The 23,879-nt window shown below is 59.9% G+C and carries 16 protein-coding genes and 2 pseudogenes; 8 read left to right on the top strand and 10 right to left on the bottom strand.

The genetic code is table 11. The annotated features are described in order from the left end of the window. Positions 1 to 81: 81 nt before the first annotated feature. The 8 genes from NF876_RS03690 to NF876_RS03725 all read right to left on the bottom strand — a co-directional run bounded on the left by NF876_RS03690 (position 82) and on the right by NF876_RS03725 (position 11,558). Positions 82 to 1,182, bottom strand: a complete 1,101-nt coding sequence (locus NF876_RS03690) for a sensor histidine kinase (RefSeq protein WP_262267491.1) — start codon at positions 1,180 to 1,182, stop codon at positions 82 to 84. Positions 1,183 to 1,498: 316 nt separating this feature from the next. Beyond that, positions 1,499 to 3,139: a copper amine oxidase gene (locus tag NF876_RS03695; protein ID WP_262267492.1), complete on the bottom strand. Its 1,641-nt coding sequence runs from the start codon at positions 3,137 to 3,139 to the stop codon at positions 1,499 to 1,501. A 479-nt stretch (positions 3,140 to 3,618) separates the two neighbouring features. Next, a complete protein-coding gene (locus NF876_RS03700) occupies positions 3,619 to 5,361 on the bottom strand; it encodes a hypothetical protein (RefSeq protein ID WP_262267493.1) in 1,743 nt (580 codons plus the stop codon). A gap of 336 nt (positions 5,362 to 5,697) precedes the next feature. Then, on the bottom strand, positions 5,698 to 8,319 hold the full coding sequence (locus tag NF876_RS03705; RefSeq protein WP_262267494.1) for a tyrosinase family protein: 2,622 nt from the start codon (positions 8,317 to 8,319) through the stop codon (positions 5,698 to 5,700). Positions 8,320 to 8,321: 2 nt separating this feature from the next. Beyond that, positions 8,322 to 8,558, bottom strand: a complete 237-nt coding sequence (locus NF876_RS03710) for a hypothetical protein (RefSeq protein ID WP_262267495.1) — start codon at positions 8,556 to 8,558, stop codon at positions 8,322 to 8,324. Positions 8,559 to 9,487: 929 nt separating this feature from the next. Beyond that, positions 9,488 to 10,075 (bottom strand): RES family NAD+ phosphorylase, encoded by a 588-nt coding sequence (locus NF876_RS03715; protein WP_262267496.1) that lies wholly within the window; start codon positions 10,073 to 10,075, stop codon positions 9,488 to 9,490. A gap of 41 nt (positions 10,076 to 10,116) precedes the next feature. Further along, positions 10,117 to 11,058, bottom strand: a complete 942-nt coding sequence (locus tag NF876_RS03720; RefSeq protein ID WP_262267497.1) for a hypothetical protein — start codon at positions 11,056 to 11,058, stop codon at positions 10,117 to 10,119. A 272-nt stretch (positions 11,059 to 11,330) separates the two neighbouring features. Then, a complete protein-coding gene (locus tag NF876_RS03725; protein ID WP_262267498.1) occupies positions 11,331 to 11,558 on the bottom strand; it encodes a hypothetical protein in 228 nt (75 codons plus the stop codon). A 172-nt stretch (positions 11,559 to 11,730) separates the two neighbouring features. Here NF876_RS03725 and NF876_RS03730 point away from each other — a divergent pair, with 172 nt between their 5' ends. From NF876_RS03730 to NF876_RS03740, 3 genes and pseudogenes are all read left to right on the top strand, one after another. Continuing rightward, positions 11,731 to 11,919, top strand: a complete 189-nt coding sequence (locus tag NF876_RS03730; RefSeq protein WP_262267499.1) for a DUF1059 domain-containing protein — start codon at positions 11,731 to 11,733, stop codon at positions 11,917 to 11,919. A 1,107-nt stretch (positions 11,920 to 13,026) separates the two neighbouring features. Then, entirely contained in the window at positions 13,027 to 15,687 is a 2,661-nt protein-coding gene (locus tag NF876_RS03735) for a galactose oxidase-like domain-containing protein (RefSeq protein WP_262267500.1), read from the top strand. A gap of 512 nt (positions 15,688 to 16,199) precedes the next feature. Beyond that, positions 16,200 to 16,403, top strand: a pseudogene (locus NF876_RS03740) (L,D-transpeptidase); the annotation flags it as partial. Positions 16,404 to 16,503: 100 nt separating this feature from the next. On the opposite strand, the gene NF876_RS03745 reads toward NF876_RS03740, so the two are convergent. Together NF876_RS03745 and NF876_RS03750 are read right to left on the bottom strand one after the other, a co-directional pair. After that, on the bottom strand, positions 16,504 to 16,920 hold the full coding sequence (locus NF876_RS03745) for an ASCH domain-containing protein (protein WP_262267501.1): 417 nt from the start codon (positions 16,918 to 16,920) through the stop codon (positions 16,504 to 16,506). A gap of 115 nt (positions 16,921 to 17,035) precedes the next feature. After that, a complete protein-coding gene (locus NF876_RS03750; RefSeq protein WP_262267502.1) occupies positions 17,036 to 17,386 on the bottom strand; it encodes a DNA-binding transcriptional response regulator in 351 nt (116 codons plus the stop codon). A gap of 907 nt (positions 17,387 to 18,293) precedes the next feature. On the opposite strand from NF876_RS03750, the gene NF876_RS03755 reads away from it, so the two are divergent. The 5 genes and pseudogenes from NF876_RS03755 to NF876_RS03775 all read left to right on the top strand — a co-directional run. Next, positions 18,294 to 19,286 (top strand): ornithine cyclodeaminase family protein, encoded by a 993-nt coding sequence (locus NF876_RS03755; RefSeq protein WP_262267503.1) that lies wholly within the window; start codon positions 18,294 to 18,296, stop codon positions 19,284 to 19,286. Next, positions 19,286 to 20,263 carry a threonine/serine dehydratase family protein gene (locus NF876_RS03760; RefSeq protein ID WP_262267504.1) on the top strand — a complete coding sequence of 326 codons (978 nt, stop codon included), beginning with the start codon at positions 19,286 to 19,288 and terminating at the stop codon, positions 20,261 to 20,263. Before NF876_RS03755 ends, NF876_RS03760 begins: the two co-directional genes overlap by 1 nt. Positions 20,264 to 21,033: 770 nt before the next feature. Then, positions 21,034 to 22,356 (top strand): NAD(P)/FAD-dependent oxidoreductase, encoded by a 1,323-nt coding sequence (locus tag NF876_RS03765; RefSeq protein ID WP_262267505.1) that lies wholly within the window; start codon positions 21,034 to 21,036, stop codon positions 22,354 to 22,356. A gap of 24 nt (positions 22,357 to 22,380) precedes the next feature. Beyond that, a complete protein-coding gene (locus NF876_RS03770) occupies positions 22,381 to 23,610 on the top strand; it encodes an aminotransferase class V-fold PLP-dependent enzyme (RefSeq protein WP_262267506.1) in 1,230 nt (409 codons plus the stop codon). Between the two features lie 33 nt (positions 23,611 to 23,643). Further along, a pseudogene (locus NF876_RS03775) lies at positions 23,644 to 23,879 on the top strand (GNAT family N-acetyltransferase); the annotation flags it as partial.

Raw genomic sequence — 23,879 nt, forward strand, 5'->3', positions numbered from 1 at the left:
CAGAGTTGGGAGCGTTCCATGCCCCGCCAGAACGCCTAACGCCCAAAGGCTCGACCCCTGAGCCGGAGAACCCTTATCAGTTTAGGCGTGATCCATCCGGTTGAACCCGAGTGGCAGGGTGGCTACGACCAATGTTCCCCGGGCATCACTCAACAGCCGCAGGCTCCCCCCGAAGCGTAGAATGCGGGCCCGCATGCCGGTGATCCCCACCCCCAGCAGCGGTCCGCCCGTAGCCGCCTTACGGACGCCGTGGGCCAGCCCGCAGCCATCATCGAGAACCCGGAGCTTCAGCGTCTCGGCTCCGAACCGGAGGTCGATCACGACCCGGGAGGCTGCCGCGTGCCGGTGGGTGTTGGTCAGCGCCTCCTGGACGACCCTGAGGAGCGAGCGCTGGATCTCGAAGGAAAGGTTGTCGGTCGCCTCCGGCATGCGGACAGAGGTCTGCACGCCCGTCCGGCGCGTGAACCCCGCCGCAAAGGCTCGCACCGTCCCGGCGAGGCCGTCGTCCTCCAGGCCCGGCGGGTGCAGCAGGTAGGTGAAGGCGCGCAACTCCCTGGCGGCCTCCCCGGTCGATTCCTCCGCCTCGTCGAGCACCTTGTGGCCCTCGGGTTGGACGAACTGCCGCAGCCGCATGAGGTGAAGGATCACGGCCGCGAGATGCTGGGCCGTCGAGTCGTGCAGCTCCTCGGCGATCCGCTGCCGCTCCTCGTCCTGGAGGGTCAGGAAGCGCCCGGCGAGCTCGTCCAGGGCCGCCTTCGCAGCATGACGTTCCGTCACGTCGGTGAAGACGACGCTCAGTCCGCCCGTCGAGGGGCTGACATGGAGATCGAGGCAGTGGCCCGGTCGCAGGCCGGACATCACCTCGCGCCGGATGCTTTGACGTGCTTCCATGCCTTCACGGATGACGAGGCTGCACTCGGCGCGAGGGTCGCAGAGATCCCAGAGGCATGCGCCCAGGACCCTGTCGGGATCCGGCCCCACCCAGTCCCTCGCCGCCTCGTTGAGATCGGTGATGCGGTAGGTCCGGTCCAGCGTGAAGTAGCAGTCGCTGACGCTGGCCAGGACTGATCTGAGCTGCTCGCTGGCATTGTGGACCTCATCCGGGGCCGCTCCGATACAATCCTGCGGGGCACGCTGCTGCCATTTCTCCGATGCAGTCTGCGGCGAGGACAGGCTACCCATGGCTCAGCTCCAGAACGAGGGAACGACCGGATGGTGGAGATTTCGCCGTGCCACCGGCAGGTCTGACAGGGCAATCTGCGACCGGTCAGGGCAACAGTTTAGCATGGATTAAACGATCAAGCGCCGGGCCACCCTGTATGACCGGCGCGGAAGGCTCGTTGGCTCAGGTGTCCCTCGACAGCTACCCTGGGATCGAAGAAGTCCCCTACACGAGATCGGAACCTTAGCCGTTCTCAGTGATCATCCCTGCGTGGCAAGCAACCTGAGAAATCAGCCGAGTAGATGTTGAGGCCGGCGGCCAGGCGCCGCCCATTCTTTAACGTGGCCAATTCACGGGCACCAAGTCGGGACCCACAACATGACCGTGCTGAGCCGGGTCCTCATGCGCGACATCATGCGTAAAGTGCGCCCCGTACCAAATCACCACATCCCGTCCGATGATCGCCTCACCGTTGATCCATTGATCAATCTTGGCGTCACTGTTCGGGCTTGTAGTGGTGTTGAACCCATCATCGATCTCGTTGCCATGGTATCGCAGCACCCACACGTCACCCCTGCCGTAGGGCCAGTCCGGCAGCTGAGAGGCAATGCCGTCATCCGGCCGCGGCACGACATCATATGCGGCGCCGGATGCCGTGTTCTCAACCCGCCATTTCCGTTTGTGTGTAGGATCACGGGGCCGCCGGATCTCAAAGTGCTTTTCGTGCCAATGCTGGTTCTGGACAACGGGAGGATCGTTGAACTCTAAAACCCGGTTATTGCTCGCAGTAACTATGTCAAAATCGAACCGCCAGTACACATGGTGGTGATGAACGTTGCAGACGCACGGGCTATCCGTGGCGGCAAACCCAAAGCGCGGTCGGATCGTGCCGTTGGCATGGAGCCGCCACTGGCTGACATAGCGGTACCATCCGGCTTCCATTTCACTGACCAATACAACCTCCTGGCCTTCGACATAGATCCCGACCCCTAGGAAGTTACCCACATCCGAACCTGTGTCCATGATAGTCTTGGCGGGGGATGAGCATAAGCGGAATCCTGGAGCTACATTCGTTCCATTCGCCTGGATCTTGCCTTCCTGCCACTGCCAGTCGCGGTACGGCCCACAGGCGTCCCGGTCGTAGCGGACGTTCAGGATCGGAACATGCGCTCGGTACAGGACACGCTTGCCACGGTAGTCAACGAAGCGAAGCTCCACGCCTGAGCCCCGCAATCCAGATGATGCAGCCGGCCGAACGGCCAGAAACCGCCAGAGGGTCTCCCGACCTCGCTTAACAGTCACCCACACCTGCCCGGCGGTCCCCTTTGACGCTGTGGACTCGCTGGCAGATCCAGGTGCGCCACAGATCGAATTATTTTGCGGCCGTGATCCCTCCGGAGCGCGGTGACCAAAACGGTGTAAGCGGCCGTGACCGATTTCCACCCCAAGGATCTCCTCGGGCCGCCTTTGTCTCTTATCGAATAGACCGAGCGCGATCACACGTCGTGTCCGTCCGTCTAGCTCCTGCAGATCAAGGAGCGGCATCGGCCGATAGATGATCAAATGTCCTTCCGAAATGGCTCTTGCTATCTCAGGGATGTCCGGGTGACTTTTTACAAAGTCGGCTGCTTCCCAGAACTCCTCATCCGTCACCGGCGGTTGCTCGGCCGACTCGGACATCGTCAATCTGCCAAGGTCACCAATACGCCCTTCGACCAGGAGGACCCGATCAGCAGCATAATCATAAATTGTAGCCCGGAAGTCCTCAGGCTCCCGAGGCTTGGATCTGCCCTTTTCCCGCTCCTTCGGCTCTACGGCCTCGATCCCGAGTAGGCGATGCTTCCCTCGGCCAACGGCTTTCCTGATTTCGTCGTGCTGGAGAATTTCCTGGCCAATACCTTCCAGGCGCTCCACCGTGGGCCCAAACGGAACGATATCCAAGCGCAGATCACCTAGACGCGGGTCACTGGTCGTCATGGCCGCCTCCACTCGCACAGGTCAGCTTCAGCTCTCTAGGCGTGACCACGTGCTCAATCAAGCGATCCGGGGCATTCCCGGATGGGGTGCAATCGAGAAGGGGCGGCTCGCGTAAGAGCGCCCGTCCCTTCAGTATGCAAAGTGTCCTGCGTCATCAGCTTGCTGGATCCTGCTTCTCACTTTCCAGTCCCGAGAGCGCTGACCCAGCAAATGACGTTATTTGGACAATCCAAAGTAATCCGGGTGTGTCGGAACAAACGGGGCTGGGCCAGCATCAATCGGAACACCGTCAGGCGACGGGGCAAGCGACGGAGTACTTGCCGGGGGGAGCCCTGCACAAGCGCCAGCATCGGTCGGAGTTCCCTCACTCGCAGTGCTCGTCATCGTAGGCGGCGCCTGTTTCATCTCTGATACGGGGATCGCCGCGGCGCCGGTTACCTCTGTAGGATCGATATCAATCGTGATCTTCATGACTTACCTCATTTCAGAACAGCATATTTTGCTTCGAAGTTCGTTGCTCCGGTGCCGACATTGGTCACCGTCAAATGGTAGGTGTGCGTATTGTTGGCAGCACGTTCGACGGCTACATCCCATTTTATCTTGCCGCCGTTGGTTGTCGGCCGGAGTGACCAAACGACAAACCAATCAAGAGGCCAGCTATGGGTAAACCACGTGTGTGTCTGTCCCGGATTGAGTGATCCCGTGAATTGGGTCGTAACGACTTGGAGGTCATTCGAGCTGATCTTGTGACGATGAAGAGCGGTGTACCCGCCTCCTGTCAGTTCGGCGATCTGCGATGGAGTAATGCGGCCGGGACGGGCATCGAGAACCGTATCTATCCGCCCTAGTCCCTTGGTCATCCCTGGAAAATCAAGTTCCCAACGCAGGCGCAGGAAGTCGATCGTATCGACGAGATCATGTACCTTATGGATATCCTTCGTGAGCACGATAAAGGCTTGGCGCCAGTACTTTGGTGCGGCCGCGGCTCCAGGAATACGCGGGCCTTCCTGAGCGATGAAGTTTTGGATGTTTAACCGCGCTGGCGTTGCGGTAAAGGTAGTTGTCGACCCACCGACGGGCTGAGGATTGCGCAACAACGTGAACTCGCCGACCTCATTCGCGCCGAGCAATCCCATGAGATACAGGTCGAGATTGCAGTAGGTACGTTCCTCGTCAGTGAGATTGACTTTCTGAAACTGTCCGTTCGACAGCTCAATCCAATTGTTGAAATCGTAGTCCATCGGCGATTTGTCGTCGTCGAGGTTAAGCGCCCAATGTCCGAGTACACCGTTGAGGAGATGATCCGTCATCGTGGCATTAGTCACCGGGTCCCTGTAACGGACAAACGCCGCGAACTGGTGGCAGAATTCCTGCCCCATAACATAGCGCCAGAGCGGAAAATGGCCTTGGTTCATGAAGTGGAAGCCCTGCAGGCGATTGGTGCCCCAGGATCCGCGGCTGTTAAAGGCACCAAGACCTATGCCTTGCACGTTGTTATAGATGCCTGACCAGAACGATGATCCTCCTTGTGGCAGCATGCCACTTGCAGTGTCGGTGAAGAAGGTAACGAAGTCGTAGTCGTCTCCGTGCAAGGTCCGGAACAGTTGATATCCGCGTACCCAGTCAGTGTACTGCTCTCCGTTGGCCGCCGTTTTTATGAGAGTCCCATCATCCTCAATGACACAGATGTCACCAAAGTCTTGAACTTTTACTGGATGCGGAACGATGGGGCCTTCGTGGCGCATGGTGAGATCATGAAGACGTCCCCAGTCAATAGAACTCATGTCGTGCATGAGCTGATGATCAACCTGGTAGTCAACAGCCGTCTTCGGGGCACTGGGCGCAAGTGGTTCAACGACGTCCGTCTTCAGTCCCATAAACTCCTTCGGAATCAGCCGTGCTGGACTGAGAGCGCTCTCGGGGAGCTTCTGCTGAACATAAATAATGAGTGCGAACTCGCCTGGACGGGTACGGTGATTGACGCGACGGGGACCGAGGCCGACCCCGATTACATTGTCGTCTTTGTAGAAGGCATTCCGTGCTGACCGCAGAATCTCTTGGACATTGGCATCAGGTGGAATGACATACGCGAGTGATCTTTCACGGGGCGCGATCAGGACATCCTGTAAGTCCTTGTTCGCCAAATTCGCATACGCACTTTGCCTTTTGCGTGGAACCTTTTCTTGCAACAAGTCGACTGCGGCGGTAGATTTCCTTGCCATGATAATCCTCCTTGGCGTCGTATTTGCTAGGTGGACCGCAAGAAGTTTACCGTAGCGGGCTATGACAAGGTGTGCGACAAGGCACATTGAAATGATGCCGGAAACAGATAATACTTTGGAGTCGCAAACTGACAGCGCAATGGTTTCTGCTGATGCTAGCTTATGTTCATCGGAGCCGGCATCGCATCATCAGATTACCGCAATGGTGACCACTGCGAGCCAGTGTGAGTGATGCACTCTACTCGCCATCTCCACGGTGCTCGCCACCACTTCTCGGCTGAATTGATCGGCTATGCTGTCCGATTCTATGTCCGATTTCTCCGTTGCAAGCCCAAACTACTTGATTACGGGGCCCGGTGGCGGCTGCCGCGGACAGAGTTCCTCAAGGCACTTGCGTAGGCGGTCCACGCGTATGCCCTGCTCTTCCAGGCGACGAAGCAAGCGGCCGGACATGACACTCTCGTCGAACAAACAGTGCAGCACGTCGCACCAATCCACTCCGCCGCTTGGGCCGCCATCCGGCCCACCAGGCGGCTGGCTCGTGCGATGGCCGATCACTGCGGTCAGCAGGCTCTCACGCGTGAACGCGCTGCCGCGTGTGGAGAGGCCGCTCGCCTGCACAAGGAAACGATAGACCCCAGATTGTGTGGCAACCACCGATGTCTCGAATTCGCCCGACGACGTCTCGACGAAACCCAGCTGCGTCGTGGTCGCATCGGGCCGCTTCATCTGGGAGACGACCATGGGATGGGTCTCGATCGCCTGTCCGTACTCGGTAATCACCGCACGCAAGTGTAGCGTTGCGCCGGGCTCAAGCATCGTCTGGTCGATTGTCGCCCGCAGCCGGAGGTTGGAGCGCACGTGCATGAGTGCGTGGAAACGCAGCGCCGCGGTGGCAGCTACCGCTGCAATCCCTGTAACGACATGCGTCGGGGCACCTCGGAACTGCAATGCGAGCAGGAGTTGCCACTCCCCCTCCCAATGCTCGACGCCGTCCACAACCAGTGGAAGCGTGATACGGTATCCGCTCGAAGTAGCCCCGGTGCGAAAGCCGCCGGCTGGCACCTGCGTCTGATTGACCACAGTACCATCGGGCGTCTGCAACGCGATGGCGAGAAACTGCGAGGCTCTCGAAAGAGCTAGCGCGTCAAACTCGATGTCCGAGCGTGTGAGGTGGAAAGGCACACGTGCAATCTGACCGGGGACGACTACACCCTCGGGATCGCGCACAATGTTGCGGTTGACGACTCCCGCGAGGATTTGGATGAAGAACTTCTCGAGCAGAAACTCGTCGTCCTGCGGAATTTCTCCCGTAACCAGCATGAAGCCGCCGCTGTTGGCGGCAAGGGCACGAAGGACGTCGTTAGCCACGTTGGCTGCATTTGCTACGCCTACCGCGTAAACCCGTTCGCCGATTGTGAGATCGCGAATGAACGGCGCGCGATCCTCAATGCCGTCGGTAAAGACTACCGTCGATTGCACGTCGAAATTCGGCGCGAGTGGCGAAGTCGCGTACACATTCGCGGCCTCCTGGATTCCTGCACCGATCGCCGTGTGCGGGAACTGATCGGGAGGCCCGTGCTGTCCGATCTGCGACCTTGCGTTGTCCCGCTCTGTTGAGTTGAGCGGCCCCGCTACCTGCAGGTCAATTACCCGCGCCGCGGTATCGGCGAAGGAGACTATAGCAAGGCCGTTGTCGTCGTAGAGATGGTCGACGAGCGTGATGGCCGCCTGCTGCAGCACCTGGATGCGCGTTCGCCCGTTTCCCGCCTGAGCGAGCATGCTTCCTGATTCGTCGAGCACGAGCGCCACCGCGGCGCGCGGGCGGCGCACCGAGTTTGCAACGATTTGAATGTCAAATCGGCCGATCTCTCCGCCAAACTCATCGTGTGCGACAATCGTCATCGATCCTGCGTCGCTGGTGTTGGGCGCCCGCCCTGTGAACAGCAGCCAGATGCGAAGCTCGCTTTGTGGCAACGGACCGGAGGGAAACATGAAAGGACCCGGCGTGAGCAGCGAAAACGGCGCAGTCGGGCCTGCGGTGACCATGAAGCTCACATGATCGCAGCCCAAAACGTGGAACAAGGCGGCGCGCCGCGTGGTATCGCCTTCGGGGACGTCATTGAACACCACGGTGGGGGTCACGAGGTTGATCGTCGTTGGATCGCCGCTGGCCATCGCGGGCAGGCCGCGTGCCAGCACGCGCTGCTCGAAGAGGTCGTCGGTGGGATATGTGTAACCGAGAGCGACGTGGTCGAGCATCGACGCAGGCGTGGCGCCGCCGATCATCGGATCGTTTAGAGGCACGTACGCTTCCGAGATGCGCGGACAGACGCCGCCGCAGATCCCGCCTGGTATATCGTCCAGTGTGTACTGTGCGACGCCTGAATGGTTGCGTTGCCAGATCGCCCACAGCCGGTCGATGTTACAGTGGTGTAGGTAGAACAGGGGATCGAGTGGCGACCTCACGCTTTCCATTGTGCCGCCCGTCCAGGTGTGGCCCGGTACGTGGCTGCCGAATTCCATCCCGCGGAACTCCGCATAGGTGCCGCGCCGCGCTTCGTCTATTACGCTGTCGAGGCTCGGCAGCACCCGGCCCGGTGCAGGCGCGGCATCGCGCGTGAACGACCAGCTCGAGAAGCGCCCGCGCCCGGTGCGGCCGCCGAAGAAAGAAAGCCATGGCTCGACGTCGAGGTCGCGCGAGTCGGCCCGCGTCCAATCCCAGTACGGAATCGTGGCTCGCGAGTCGAATTTCCGCATCTCCGCCTCGACCCCGAGCAGGAAGTAGCGGTGCCACGGCAGGAAGGCTGGGCCGCGATGAATACCCGTGTTGAAATGGTGCTCGTGCTCATCCGAGAATGTAGTAATGAGCCCACGCGCGAAAAGATCGTTGAAAGCGCCCGCGAGCAAATCGCGCTCGTCGTTGGTCAGGTCGAGGAAGTTCTTGCGGCAGGCCACAGCTATTTCTCCCTGCCGGTCACGTTGCGGCGCTCGAGGAATGCCGTCACCGCCTCTTGCAACGATTTGTATGGGGGGTCGTAGGCTGCATCGTGGAGATTGTAGCCGTCCGGCGTGACGAAGAATTTCGTTCGGACGCCATCAATGCGTAACTCTTCACGATGGTCGATCCGCCTGATCTCGACAGTGTGGCCTGCGATCTCGTGAGTTTCGGTGTCAGGTCGACGCTTAGCGTTCATGGTGTGCCCTCGCCGGGATTACACAAACTGCGAGTCGACGATGCCATGCATCCACGCTCCTGCGTCTCCGACGACCTTGGGAAACACCGAATCCGAGCGTGGTCTAACACGCCGCCACTTCACTGCTTTACTCGCGATGGTCCGTTCGGCTCGAGCGTTTAACGTGCGCTACAATCATGCACACGTAGACGCCGGTGTGTCGAGGACATGCTTAACGCGGGAACACGGTGACCTTAGCGCGAAAATGCGTTCGTCTGGCAGCGTCGTTGCGATGACCTCGTTGCTTGCTATTGCCGGTCCCTCGCCTCACTCCTTCAACAGACTAGCTGCACGGGTCAGGCGCACGATGCTTTGGCCTGTCCCAACTCGACTCGCAACACTGAATCGAAACGGACTAGAGTGCAAGTGGACTGAAGTATAATTCAAAAACTCCTGCACTACAAGCCGCAATACTCAGAGCGTAAGGTGAAGGCTTTGCCGCATTAACTTAAAAAGGGCGCTACGAACCCAGTTCAACGGTTCGCTCAGGCTGCAAGATGAAAGACTTGATTGGCGATATGGATTTCACCTGTCATGCCGAGTTGCGGCGGGGCGCAGTGGCCACATCAGATCTGGTTAGACGTTGAAGCCTCTGATCATCGCAAAGGCTCTTCGCATGGTTTGAAAGTCGTTGCTCGCAAGGATCACGCACCTCAGCGCACCTTGATTCCCTTCGATGACATTGTTGAGATATTTCGATGTTCGGTGCGCGACAGCGATCGAGGGCAGCCTTCGGTTTCAAGCGTCGGAGCGCCTTCGGGTCCGGTGCCCGTCTGTCAGTGATGATCGGGAATGGCAGATCGTCCCTCATCGTCTTAGGGGCCGTGCGCAGGGAGCGACAAGGAACAGATTTGGTCCAGCCCCTTTTGCCGTAGCCGTAAGCTTTAGCCTCAGACCGTGAGGACGATCCCTGCCCGTTTGCCGAGCGCGCGGATCTCTTCGAGCCAGGCGGCGCTCGAGACGATGTGGGTGGACGCCACGACCTCTAGGTCTTCGGAGGCGACGCGGGTGCCAAACAGAAGGAGCACCTGTTCGGGGTCATACTTCCGTGACGTCCAAATCATGCCGTCCAAGGTGCTGTCGCAGTCGTGGATCGCCGCCGACCAGAGCCGGGTTGCCGGGTAGGTGCTCGGCGGGGTGTCGATCAGGTTCTGGCGCGAGTGTCCCCAGCGGTTGAGGTCAGGCTCAAACAGGCGGGCCAGCCGTAGGTCGCGAACAAGACGGATCTCGGAATACACGAGAGCCGAGATGGCCCGCATCGTGACGGTCTTGAAGGGAGCGGCCGGGTCGATGTCATGAAACACGGACTCGAAGGCCGCGCAGGCGAATGAGGTTCCTGCATAGCTCGTCGGAATGGCAGAGCCGTCACCTGAGGAAATCGGCGCAAATCGGGTCGCACCGAAGCCCGGATTAAAGGTGGTGGCGCCAAACCGCTGGTCGTGGAGGCGATGGATCGTCCGGCCCGCTTCCAAAACCATAACGTTGCACGATAGGCGTAAAGGTGGAGCCGGGACGGTGGTCATCCGACGACGGCATCCCCTTCGGCTCTAGCCGCACGCACAAGAACGTCGTCATCTCCGAGGCAGTCGGCCGGAGATTTTCCGTCGAGCCAGCGGTTAGATGACACGAACCAGAAGGCGATCTGCCATGGCGACAGGTCCTCTGGGAGTTCCGCCAAGACCTTGGCGATCACCGGAAGCGGCCGCCCATCACGGAACTGAAACGCCGGATAACGCTCTGTTCCCTTTACGGTGACCGAGAACACTTTTCCGTCAGCTTTCCAGCGGCTGCCGGTCGCGCTTTTGTTTTTGGCGCCGTGGCCGACAAACTCCGCGAGTTCAGCATTCGTGTAGCATGGCACGGTTTGGACGAAGCGGACACGCGCTTCAGCGTTGTCACGATCGATCGACGCTCGGACGGCAGCCACTGGATCATGGGAGGGCAGCATCACCTCGACCAGTTTGCGGATGTTCTCCTCTGACGTCTTAGCTTGGACATCTTGAACGATGCTGCTGATCGGGCCAAGGATGGCTTTCAGCGCCGGATCGAGGCCTTCAATGATCGTTTTACCACCGTCGCGGACCATCTCGTCTATTACTTGATGAACAGCCTTGGCCAGTTCGGGCCTGCTAAGTTCCCCAGCGGCGCGATAAGATAGCCGGCTATGCGCTTTCAGATACGGCTTCTTCCCTGCACTCCGCCCTTTGCTGTGGGGGAGCGCCAGCGGAGCGGAGAGACGGCTTTTCAAGCCCCCCTTCCGCACGCCCTTAACGAGCTTGGCATTACCCGGCAGATGTTTCTTCGTTGGCTGTCGCACCTGGACCTTGGCCATGACGAGGTTACTCGCCCTCCGGCGCTTCAGCCGCATGGCGATCTGTTTTTCCAGCTTTGTCAGCAGTTCAGCTTCGAACTCGTCGGTTTGGACAGTCCGAGCCAACTTGCCAGAGGGAGCGATCGCCATGTCAAGCTCCAATGAGATAAGTGAGACGCACACTGACTAACCTATTTCACTAAACGTCGTTCCGCAAGGGCGACGGGACTGTGTCTGATCAATGCGCCTCCCTCAGTGCTACCTAGGGAGATAAACGTAACAGAATAACGGACGCCTCAACGGTGAAGGAAAGGCTGTAGCCCTGCTACGGGTACTCAATGAGTTGATACGCGATGACCAGAGGCTATGGCTTGGCTATAGAAGGCTGATGGTAGACCGCTCTGCCGGGCACAAGCCGCCAGCTACCTGCTCTCTGACGCCTTGCGCAGGCGGAAGGCTCCCCGGCGCTCCTCGAAGGCCGCATGCCGAAGGTCAGGCGGCGGCTCCCAAGGGCGCAGCTTCGTCCGCCGCCCAGCAAGCCAAGCCGCTTTGCGCCCGAGAGTTGCGATGGCGCGTTCCCGGGCCATGACCCAGCGATCGAGGATCTCGGCAGGGGCGAGGAACTCCGATTGACGGGAGATCCGGATCATCAGCCCATCCGGCATGGTTCACGCGGACAGCATACCCTGCTGGAGAACGGCGCCGTAACGGAGGTCGCGTCCCCGCCTGCACCACGCGGACGACTGTGGCAGCGGTGGGCTGGCGTGAACTCGATCATGCGTATCGTTAGGGCCAGTTTCAGCCCCGATCCGGGAGGCGGCCATGAGACGCAAATTCATCGACGGCCGTGCCGTTTCCAGCGAGATGAACGGTTCGGTCACCATCATCGCCGACACCGAGGCTGAGCTGCTGGAGGCGGCTGTGCAGCATGCGGTGGCGGTGTACGGGCACCAGGATACCTTGAGCTCCGCGAGCAACTCCGGGGCGCGATCTCGACGTCTCCGACCCTGACCTCTTTGTCGGTTCGCTCCATGTCGTACGCGCGGCGGTTGATGCCGTGCATGCCTATGCCGCCACCCATCGTTCCGCCCATACCTATAGTCATGGCGAAGCGCCGCCAGCCGATGGCGCGCGATGCATCCGGACGCTCATGAGCCACGACACGCTCCGGCTCCTTCGCTCCGGTCGCCTCCCTGCCCTGAGGCTCGAACCTGAGCACGGGTTCCCGTCCATGGCCAATGAGGTCCGAGGCATTGGCCAGCATGCCCATCATCATGGGGGCATTGATATCCGTTCCTTTCGAGCGCGATGGATCGGCCGTCTGCGAAATCGACAAGGATCTCGGCCCGTTCGCCCGCCGCAAGGCTCAGGGACCGCAGCTCGCCCGGCCTCTCGAGAAGGCCGCCTCCGAAGCAATCCAGTGGAACTGGTCGATCATCCCCCGAACGCGAGACCATAGATCCGTGCGTTCAAGCCGTTCACCAGGCGGAGCCGAACCAGCCGGCGCGGCACGCGAGCCACCGAATTGGCGGTCCGTTGACCAGCAGCGTGTTACCCCGCCGTACGTGCATGAGCGTCATCATTCCCTCGGGAAAGATGAGCCGGCCGCTCTCGAATTGCCGGTCGCGCAATACCAGGAGCAGGTCATCGACGCCGATTCCGACAGCAGTCCGAGGGTCTTCGTCTCACTATCTGTGGCGAGCAGGAGCCCTGGATGCCGGCATAGACCTGCTCTGCCGTGCGGCCATGCATGTGCGAGTGGTACCAGAGGGTCGATACGGGAGAGACAACCAGAGCCCCGTCTTGACTTGCGGAATCTTAAAGAGGGCCGGCTGCCAATCTTCCTTTTAACCGGCGTCCAGCCACAATTCCGCGCCCATCCATCGGCATATTTACCCAAACATTAGCTCGGTTTGGACACGGGGCCCGCTGCCGCCGGGGGCTGACGAGTTCCGCAAGGAGACGTCGATCGAGGAGACTGTCACAGAGGAGCTGATCATCATGGAAATGCAGGTGAAAGCCCGTGGAAGCCTCAACATCCCGCCGCGCGTCCATCGCAGGATACTGGAATTCCTCAACTCAGCCGGCCGACCCGGCGATCTTATGGAGGCCACTCAAATGGCCTCGCATGGCCGTGGTCGACACTGCGAGCCTCGGCCGATTTTCGACGAGCACCTCGCACGGACGGTTTTCGACTACAGGGAGTCGCTGGGCGCCTATGGCTTCCATGATCTTCGCCAGCTTCTCGAAATCGACGTTCTAACGTCGGTACACATCCATGCCCTTCATGAGCACTTCGGGCCTGCGGCCTACGGGCAATGGCATATCCTCGATTACAACACGCGGCACCCTGACGGACGTTCCATGGACGTGGCGCACGCAGCCCTTCTGCACACCGGCAAGGTTCTGTTCATTCCGGCCGACTATCAAAATCAAGGTTGGCCCACGCCGATCTGGGATCCGACCGACGAGTCGAGCCCCAAGTTCGAGTACCCCATCTCAGGTCCCGACTATGCCCTGTTCTGCGGCGGCCATTCCTTCCTTTCCGACGGCAGGCTGCTGGTCGTCGGCGGCGGCGGTGATCGCAATGTGACCCCCACAGCGGTAGCAGGCTTCAAGTTCGATCCAGTGGCATTGACCTGGACCCGGACGGCAGGGGACATGCATCACGGGTACCGGTGGTATCCCACCGTCGTGACGCTTGGCGACTTCCGGTCCCTCATCACCTGCGGTGATGGCCAAGGCGACATGGAAGTCTACAACGAGACGACGGACCGCTTCGACGACGTCACCGGCGACTCCCGCGGCTTCCCGAACCTGTACCCAGGCTTCCACCTGCTTCCGAACCACACCCTGTTCTACTCCCGCACCGGCTGGGGCAGCGCCGGCGCCCAGCCTGCCACTCCTGACAATGAGTCGGGGTTCTTCTCGTTCTCAGCTCCCGTCGCGGGTTCGCAGTCTGGCACGTGGACGAACATCACGCCGGCCGCGACCAACCGCGTGAAGGGCATGTCGGTCACGCTCTTGCGGGCCATGTCGACCAACGTTCGTGTTCTCGTCGTCGGCGGGGCGGACAGTACGGATAACGACACCTACGAGACCATCGATGTGACCAATCTCTCTCCGTCTTCCACATGGACCATGCCCAAGCCCATGCCCGACAACGAGGGCAGACGGCAATGCAATGCGGTGCTTCTCCCCGATGGTACCGTGTTCGTCAGCGGCGGGATCGACACGCAACTCTCACCCTGTGCCCTGTACCTTCCCGACCAGGATGACTGGCTCCCGATGGACGCGATGCTCTACATCCGCACCTACCACTCGGTGTCGCTTCTCCTGCCGGGCGGGAAGGTGATGGTCGCAGGCGGGGACGGCAATCCGCGGATCGAGATCTTCAGTCCGCCGTACCTGTTCCACGGCCCGAGGCCGGTCATCGCGTCCGCCCCGCAGACGGTCCACCACGGGGAGATCTTTCACATCGATACAAGACAGGCCGACACCATTGCGAAGGTTGTGCTGGTGAGGCCCATGGCCGTCACGCACCAGACCGACACCGAACAGCGGGTCATCGAGTTGGCCTTCTCCCGCGTTCCAGGCCACGGCGGCAGGCTCGAGGTGACGGCGCCGGACGGGGGCTTTCCCAACTCCCTCGCGCCCCAAGGATACTACATGCTGTTCATCCTGAACCGCGATGGCATTCCATCAGAGGCGAGCTGGATCGCACTGGCTTCGCCCCATCGGTTCACCGTTCTCGACCGCACGCCGATCGCATCTCACAAGCGCCATGACGACCACATGGAACTGTGGGTGGTGGATGCATTCGGCACGGTCCGCGGCAACTGGTGGAACGGCGCCTGGCACGAATGGTATTCCCTGCCCAACCCCCGCGTCCGGTTCCCGCCCCGTGGGCATCTTGCGGTGCTGGGACGGCACGAGGACCACATGGAGGTGTTCGGCATCTCCGAGGACGGCGTGCTCCGGCACATCTGGTGGGACGGCAACTGGCAGCAGTGGGGCTCGCTCGGGGCACCCGCCCCCGGTCTGCCTCCCGGGGCCCCGCTCGCCGTCAGATCCCGCTTCAGGGATCATATGGAGGTCTGGGTCGTGGCTGCCGATGGCCAGGTCCATGCGATCTGGTGGGATGGCACCAACTGGCAAGGCTGGTATGCGCTGCCTGGGGCGACCTTCCCGGCAGGCGCTCCGCTCGCGGTGCATTGCCGCCACGACGATCACATGGAGATTTGGGGCATCGACGGGACCGGCACGCTGCGCGGCAACTGGTGGAACGGCAACTGGAACGGCTGGTACTCGCTCCCGACACCGTCCGGAGGTTTCGGCTTGGTGCCTGGTGGGCATCTCGCGATGTTGGGTCGGTACGAGGACCATATGGAGGTCTGGACCATCGGCACCGACGACCGTCTCCATGGAGTGTGGTGGGACGGCGGCAACTGGCAGCCTTGGTACACCCTCCCGGGACCGTTCTCGTTCCCGCCTGGCGCACCATTGGGGGCTTTGTCCCGCAACGATGACTACATGGAGGTTTGGTGTGTGGGGGACGACGATCGGCTGCATGGCGTGTGGTGGAATGGGTCCTGGGAGCCCTGGTATACGGTTGGATCAATGCCGATTGCCGATCGAACGCCGCTTGCGACGCTATCCCGCAATGACGATCACATGGAGGTCTGGTGCGTAGCTCCCGATGATCCGCGGCCGTTCATGAGGACCGTTCACGGGGTTTGGTGGGACGGTTCCTGGAAGCCGTTCTACCGATTGGGATAGACTAGAGGTGGCAAGTGACCGCGGTTACGTCTTCATTGCACAAGTCGAAGGGCTGCCCGGGCACAGCCGCCTCTTGAACTTACCATCATCGGTAGCCCCACGGTTCCTCCATAGTCACTCTGACGTGGAGAAAATGCGATGCGCGCATGCAGAACTCACAAGACACTTAAGACCTTTTGCGATGTAACACGGCGATTGACGTCGCAGCGTTGCTGCCCTTCTTCGGTGTTTCCTTCCTAAACTTCGGGCCGCTTTCCAGCGGCCTTTTTCTTTCGGAGCCTGTTCCAGCGAAAGCCGCAGACGACCTGCAAGTAGACTTCCGCCTCACAACAGTGGCCCTTTCCCCTTTGACGCGTCACCACTTGTCAATCATGGCACACCGCATGTGTCTGTCTGAAAGCTGACAGATCCAGACCCCAACGGCAGGTCAGGCGTGGCGAACAATCAGCCTTCGCGGAAGATTGATCCTTGGATTACTCTGCAGTGGTGTGGCCATGCACATTCTCGCTTGCCGCGTTACAGGGGCTGGCCCTGGCAATCCTCTTGGAGCCCGTGCCCTGTATCTCGGCTCGTCGACGTACCGGATCCATGGCTCGAACGACCGGGAGACCATCACCGATGCCGTCTCCTCAGGCTGCATCCGCATGACGGACGCCAATGTCACTGATCTCTACAATCGCACAAGGGTCGGAGCCAAGGTGATCGTCATGCAGTGACGAGTGACCTGAATCGCGCAGGGGTCACCGCCGACGTGCCGGAGCCCATAACAGATGGAACTCCGGCCACAGGTTGGCATAGAAGTGCCACACCTGCCGATCACACGTGCCCGTCGGGAGAACTCTCATCGACATCGAAGAAGCGGAGTGCACCGGGCAGCGGCTTGAAGGGAAGCAGGCGGGCATTCCGCAACACGAAGCCATACGGACCCGTGAACCAAGGCGACGAATGCTCGGTCACGCAATCGGCGATCTCCACCTCCCCGATAATCCCTCCTCTGAGAAGCTCGCTCTTCTGTGGCAGGCCACCACCGAGTGCGATCGCCTGACACAACCAGTGCTCAGGGTCACGGCACGCCTGCTGAAAGATGCAGTAGTCCTCCTGCCGCACGATCGCTGGAGCGTGGATCAGAACGCGCCCGCGCTGCTGGGTTGGCCAATCCCGGTTCTCGATATCCATACCGGCGCGAAAGATCGCCCAGGCAAAGGGCTGGCGCACAGAAAGGGCAAGCGTCATGCAGGTTCATTCACCAGGTCCGAGGTCTGCCGGGGATGACGCCCCACGGTCTATCCGGTTCCCTGTCCTGTCATGCTCCAAACAAAGCGCCCCAGCCTCTCCCTTGCTTTGATGCTCAGGCCGCGTATGCCCCAACCTCCTCTGTCGGATGCCGCCGAACGAGTTGACTGATTACGCCAACCAGTTGGTGCGGGCGATAGGGCGTGCGCACGCAAGGAGCCCCGCTGACTCTCTCGGTCTCCCTCAACTTGAATGGCATCCGTGATGTGTAGATTACCTTGAGATCAGGATCGGAGGCACGGGCGCTCTTGGCGAGGGAAAGGCTGTCGTCAACCTGACCGAGATCCGTATCGACGACCAGAACGCTGATGCGTCGGTTCGTGCGCAGCATATGCCGTGCCTCTTCCACGCTGCTGGCCGTGATGATCTCGACACCATAGCCGGCGAGATGATCGGACGTCGTCAAGCCAGTCAGTCGATCCGGGGGAACAAGCAAAACAAGCGGCGGTCGGCCCATGACGGAATAACCTTGTACGGAGCGCGCGAAAACGCACCCTAAATTGGAAAGGTTATTGGGAAATCAGATACCTGTGAAGACTTCCACAGGACCGGTCGAAGTCATCGTCGGACAACAGAGTTAACAGGGCGGCAGGCAACCGGCTCGACCGTGGCTATCGTGCCTGATGCTGGTGAATGGTGCGCTGATGGCCCTGAAACCCGGCTTTCACAGCACGGCTGCCCGGCCACGGTGGCGCTGAGCAGCGTGCAGCGGTCGCCGAGTTCACCCAGCACCAGGCTCATCAGATTGCGTCCGATGCGCATGCAGCAGAGGCCTGAGCCGGCGTAACATCGAAACGACAGCGGCATCATGTTCGCCAGAGGGTCGTAGCATTAGCTTTTGCAGGCGGGGCTGGAAATCATCGGAAATTATGTATTTGGGGAGTATCCGACATTTTCTGCTGCGTATCCGATGCAATACTGCGTGCACGTAGATTCAGGTAGTGCATTCCGGGAGACGTGCGAGGAACATGAGCATCAAATCCCGTTCGATCGTCGTGACCACGTTGTTGTCGATCCTGGCGCCCCGTATCGGCACGCTGGGCACGCTCGCTGCTGCGCAATTTGGCTACTTCCTGATTTGCCACATCTATCGTGATTGGAGAGGCGAGCCGGACGAGACCACCGGCGAAACGGGATGGCGGAAGTGCGATAGAGGAGGCAGACCGAGGGGCTGTTCCCTGGCGTCTCCCGACTCTACAGGTCCTGCTCGACTGTCGAACATGCGCCCTCTTGAATTAATCTAAGCAGCGTCAAGCTGCCAGCCGCGGGCATATGGCGGATGCGTTGAACTTAACAATAGAAAGACAATGCAAATGAAAACACTGCTGCTTAAGAAAGGGGAAATCGGCAGATTAATCTGCATGAAGGAAGTCATTGGTGCGGTCGAAGAGGCATACAAAGCCTTCAACAGTGATCAGGTGGAGCAACCTGACTATATCGGGATACATCTCCCATCACCTCGTGGGGAAATCGACTTCAAGCTTGGCTACCACAAAGCCAATGAAGTGATCTCCATGAAAGCGTCCTCTGGAGGGTTCATCGATAACCCAACGGCGTACGGTGTGCCTAGTGGCATGGGGACCATTCTCCTGTTTGATGCCAGGAGCGGTGCGTTGATGTGCGTCATGGATGGAAGTTTGATCACGGGTCTCAGAACCGGGGCGGCTGGAGCCGTTTCCGTCAAAGCACTGGCAAGGAAAAACGCCAAGAAAATTGCATCGGTCGGGACAGGAAATCAGGCAAGAATGCAAATCCGGGCGATCAACGAGGTCATGAAGATCGAAGAGATCCACGCTTGGAGCCGCACTCCAGATACACTTTCGAAATACAAGACAGACATCGAACGCGAATTCGGCATTCCTGTCATCGTCGCAAGCTCCAAAAAGGGCGCGGTTGCGCAGGCCGATATCTTGATTACGACGACCCGGGGGAAAGGGGAGCTTGTGGAAGTCGATTGGGTAAAGCCCGGCACACACATCATTGCAATCGGCACAGATCAACGTGGCAAACAGGAACTGGATCCAGAGCTCTTCAGGACCGCGAAGATCGTCGTCGACTCGATCACGCAATGCACCGAAAAGGGCGAGACCTGGCATCCGCTGAACAGTAACATCATCGCCAAAGACGACATCCATGCGGAGATTGGCGAAATATTGTTGGGAAGGAAGCCAGGACGGGAGAGTGATGAAGAAATCACAATTTTCGATTCTACTGGGATGGCCATACAAGACAGTACGACTGCAAGTAAAATCTATCAGAACGCGGTCGATAATAATGTTGGCACCTTCTTTCAGTTTTTCGAGTGATGGCTATGCGCAACTACCCCACCATCCAGGACATCCGTGAGGCTCAGGAACGGCTGAAATCGCATATCAGGCACACGCCGCTGTTGCGTGCGGAAAAAATAGAGAATGCTGTTGGTTGTCAGCTATATCTCAAACCCGAAACCCTGCAAATTACCGGCGCGTTCAAAATTCGCGGCGCCCTGAACAAGGCCCTTTCGCTCTCGAGGGACGAGATCGCAAACGGCATTATCGCCACGTCGTCGGGCAATCATGCCCAAGGGCTTGCTTATGCCGCCAGGATGCTGGGCGTAAAAGCGATTTTGGTTCTTCCGGTTACCACGCCAAAAATCAAAATCGAAAACACAAAGGCCCTCGGGGCAGAAGTCATTCTTTTCGATGGCGACACCGCCGCCAGATGGAAGAGGGTGTACGAAATCGCTAAAGAAAACAAATACGCGGCTGTACATGCTTTTGAGGATCCCGTGGTGATGGCCGGCCAGGGAACGATAGGGTGTGAAATACTGCAGGACCTGGATGATGTGGACACGGTCATTGTTCCCGTGGGCGGCGGGGGCCTCATCTCGGGAATCGCTACTGCTATCAAAGAAACGAAACCATCGGTGCGCGTTATCGGGGCAGAGCCTGCCTTGACACCGAAGTATTTTTACAGCCGGATTAACAAGGAGCGCACATCGCTTCCCTTGAAGAACACGATTGCGGATGGCCTGAGGATAAGCGTTCCGGGTCAAAACCCGTATCCAATTATCGAAAAGTATGTGGACGAGATCGCTCTCGTTGAAGACGAGCACATCATCGCGGGGATGCGTACCCTTGCCAAAGACGCGAAATTGATCGCTGAACCGGCCGCCTCGATTGGTATTGGAGCTTTGTTGGCCGGCTCCATAAACGTCAAACCGGATGAAAAAGTTTGCGCGGTATTGAGCGGAGGGAACTGGGACTTAGGCGACCTTGCCGAAATATACAAAGCTGCTGAGTAAAGTTTTTCAGAACGGATTTGAAAGCTCCCCGGGAATAGAAAAGTTGAACCCGCTTGTAAAAGCATTTCAATGTGTACTCGTCAGGGGATTTTATCGAACGACGAAGCCGAAGCATCCCGAGATGACGGCCAGTCGGGGATTGCCGGTTGACGGCTCGGGAGGCTTTGACGAACTTCACCAATGACTTCGGTAATCGGCAAGAGCAATCGAGCCGAGTGATGCCGGTTCCCGCCTGCCGAGCCAGCCATGCAAATGAGCCAACCCGAACGTATTGCTGCGCAGCGTGTAAGGCGAGCGGCGATAGACAGCCAGGCGCTGAAGGTAAGATGTTATATCGGGGCGACCTCCTCGTTGGCGTCAGCGACACTGAAATAGGATGGCGCCGTTCCACCCAAACCCAATTGAACCGCTATCTGGATCCGCCTCGGCGTGTTCCGACGATGTCCCAGTTTATCAGTCCGGAGTGCGATCTAGCAAAAAGCACGAGATGAGGCTTGCGCCAGCCCGAAGGCGGGGACCATCATTGTTGACCCTGAGGACGCCAAGCGATCCGCCTGGATCAGACCTCGCTTTCCCCGAACTCGGTGTTCATGGGATGCCGAGGCGAGAAGAACAGGTCCATGCTAAGGTTTTCCTGCCTGCAGCAACTGCCGAAAGGCACCCCTTCTTCGGTGTAAAATTCCGAATTCGACACCTGCTCAGGCGCATTCTGTGGCGGATGTGTCGGATACTGGCAGCTAGCGAACTGTCATCATCTCAGGTCTTATTCCGTGTCGCCCTCGATCCTGCGCATTCCGAGTGACGAGAAGCTTCCCGCAGTCGCCGATGTTGTCATCATTGGCGGCGGCATTGTCGGTGCGACCGCCGCGTATTTCCTCGCCCGGCGCGGCCACTCGGTGGCCCTTTTGGAGAAAGGGTACATTGGCTGCGAACAGTCGAGCCGGAACTGGGGCTGGTGCCGCCAGCAGAACCGCGATGCCCGCGAACTGCCGCTCTCCGGCATCGCCCTGCGGCTCTGGGACGAACTCACGGCGGAGATTGGCCGAGATCTTGGATTCCGCCGCTGCGGCCTCATCTACGCCACCGATGATTCCAAGCAGCTCAGTGATTGGGAGAAGTGGCGCGAGACGGCGCTCCGGTTCGGCGTCAATACGAGGATGCTGAGCGCGGAAGAGGCGACGAACGCAATGCCGGCTGCCGGGCGTCGCTGGCTCGGGGGCGTTCACTCGTTGGAGGACGGCAAAGCTGAACCGGGACTTGCCGCACCGACGATCGCCGAGGGCGCGCGCGCCCATGGTGCCACGATCCACCAGAATTGCGCCGCACGCGGCCTCGACATCACCCACGGCGCGGTGACCGGCGTGGTCACTGAGAAGGGGCTCATCCGGGCCAACGCGGTCCTGTGCGCCGCCGGAGCTTGGGCGTCCGCCTTCTGCCGTCGTCACAAGATTTCCTTTCCTCAGGCGAGTGTGCGCCAGAGTACCCTGCGCACCCGCCCGGCCCCGAACGTGGGGGAGGCGATCTATACGCCGGACTGCGTGCTCACGCGCCGCATCGATGGCAGTTATACCCTGGCCATTAGCGGAAAGGCGGTGCTGGAGATCACCCCACAGAGCCTCCGCTACGCGCGCTCCTTCATGCCCATGTTCGTCAAGCGCCTGAAGGCCGTGGAGATCGGCGTTGGCAGGTCCTTCTTCGCAGGGCCGGAAGCTCTGGAGAGATGGCGCCTGGACGAACCCTCCCCCTTCGAGCACATCCGCGTCCTCGACCCCTCGCCCAAGCCTCGGGCAATCGCCGCAACCCTGCAGCGCGTCAAAAAGCTCTTTCCTGCCCTGGCCAGTGTCGAGGTGGCGGAGAGCTGGGGTGGCTATGTGGACTGTACCCCCGACGCGGTGCCGGTCATCTCCTCCGTGGAAGGGATCCAGAGCTTTTTCTTGGCTGCAGGGTGTTCGGGCCACGGCTTCGGCATCGGACCAGCGATCGGGCGTCTGGCTGCCGACCTGGTTGCCAACGATATGCCTTGTGTTGATCCCACTCCCTTCCGCCTCTCGCGCCTGCTGGACGGCTCGAAGGTGGATGTCGGGTCGATCTGATTTGCCGCTGCGAAGGAGCAGAGCATGAGTTTACCCGCCATCGAGCGTCGGGGCACCGGCCAAGGGACGACACCGGGGCCGATTGCCGGCGCCGATGCTGGGGAAGAGGCGTGGCATCGGGTCCGCGCGGCCTATCCGCCCCAGCAGCCGCTGCTGAACCTGAACAATGCAGCCGTCAGCCCGCCGCCACTCGTCGTCCAGCAGGCGGTCATCGACGCCTATCTGTTCATCGGCCACAATCCCGATGTCAACATGTGGAGCAAGCTGGATGCGGCACTCCCCGACATCAAGAAGCAGCTTGCTGAATTGGTCGACTGCGCGCCGCATGAAATCGCCCTGAACCGCAATTCGTCGGAGGGCCTGTCCACGGCCATTTTTGGCATACCGCTCACGCTTGGCGACCAAGTGCTGTTGTCCCCGTGGGATTACCCCAGCGTGCGCGCGGGCTGGCTCCAGCGGCAGCAGCGGGACGGCATTGAGGCGGTGACCTGCCGCTTCGATCTTATGGCCAGCGACGACGACATCGTTGCCGCCTTCGAAGCGGCGATTACGCCGCGCACCCGCGTCATGCAGCTCACCCACATGTTCCACTGGAACGGGCGGGTTTTGCCCGTCAAACGACTGTGCGCTTTGGCCCGCACACATGACATCGTCACGGTCGTCGATGGTGCCCAGACCTTCGCGCAAATGCCTGTCAGCTTTCGTGAACTCGGTTGCGATTTCTTCGTGGCAAGCCTGCACAAGTGGTTGGGTGCACCGGTGGGCAATGGCATGCTGATCGTCAAGGAAGCTCAGATCGACCGCACTTGGCCGCTGCTCGCGCCCTTCGACCCGCCGCCGTTCGGGATTGACAAATTCGATCACTGGAACCTCGGTACCTACAATTCAGCGATACAGGCCGGAATCGGGCCAGCGATCCAGCTCCACAGAGAAATCGGGGTTCGTACGATTCATGCACGGTTGCAAGAGCTGACCCGCTACTGGGTGAGCCTCGCCCACGACATTCCCGGTTTCCGGCTGCATACGCCGTTGGACACCGATGACCTCGGCGCCGTAAGCCTGTTTTCCATCGACCATGTGGATTCCAAAGCCCTTGAGCGAGAGCTCCGAGAGAAACACCAGGTTCATGTCAAATACCGCAAGGTCGAGCATGTGGAGGGGCTCCGCGTCTCGCCTCACGTCTACATGCTGAGAGCCGACCTCGATACTTTCGTGATCGCGCTAAGGAATGCCGTAGAACGCGTCGGTCACTGAGACGAGGCAGACCTCCGAACAATAGGTACGATCATGCTGGACGATACATTTCTCCTTGATGCCTTCACCGTACAACTCCGCGACATCATGGATGCGGATCTCGATGCCCTCCATGTGCTGTCCTTGAGCGTCGGCTGGCCTCATCGGCCCGAGGACTGGGAGTTCCTGCGCGAGGTGGGACAAGGCGTTGTGGCGCTGGACCCTATCGGCCGGGTGTGTGGGTCGGCCATGTGGTTCCCGTTTGGCGATGATTTCGCCACCGTCGGCAT

The organism is Microvirga yunnanensis, assembly GCF_025460875.1.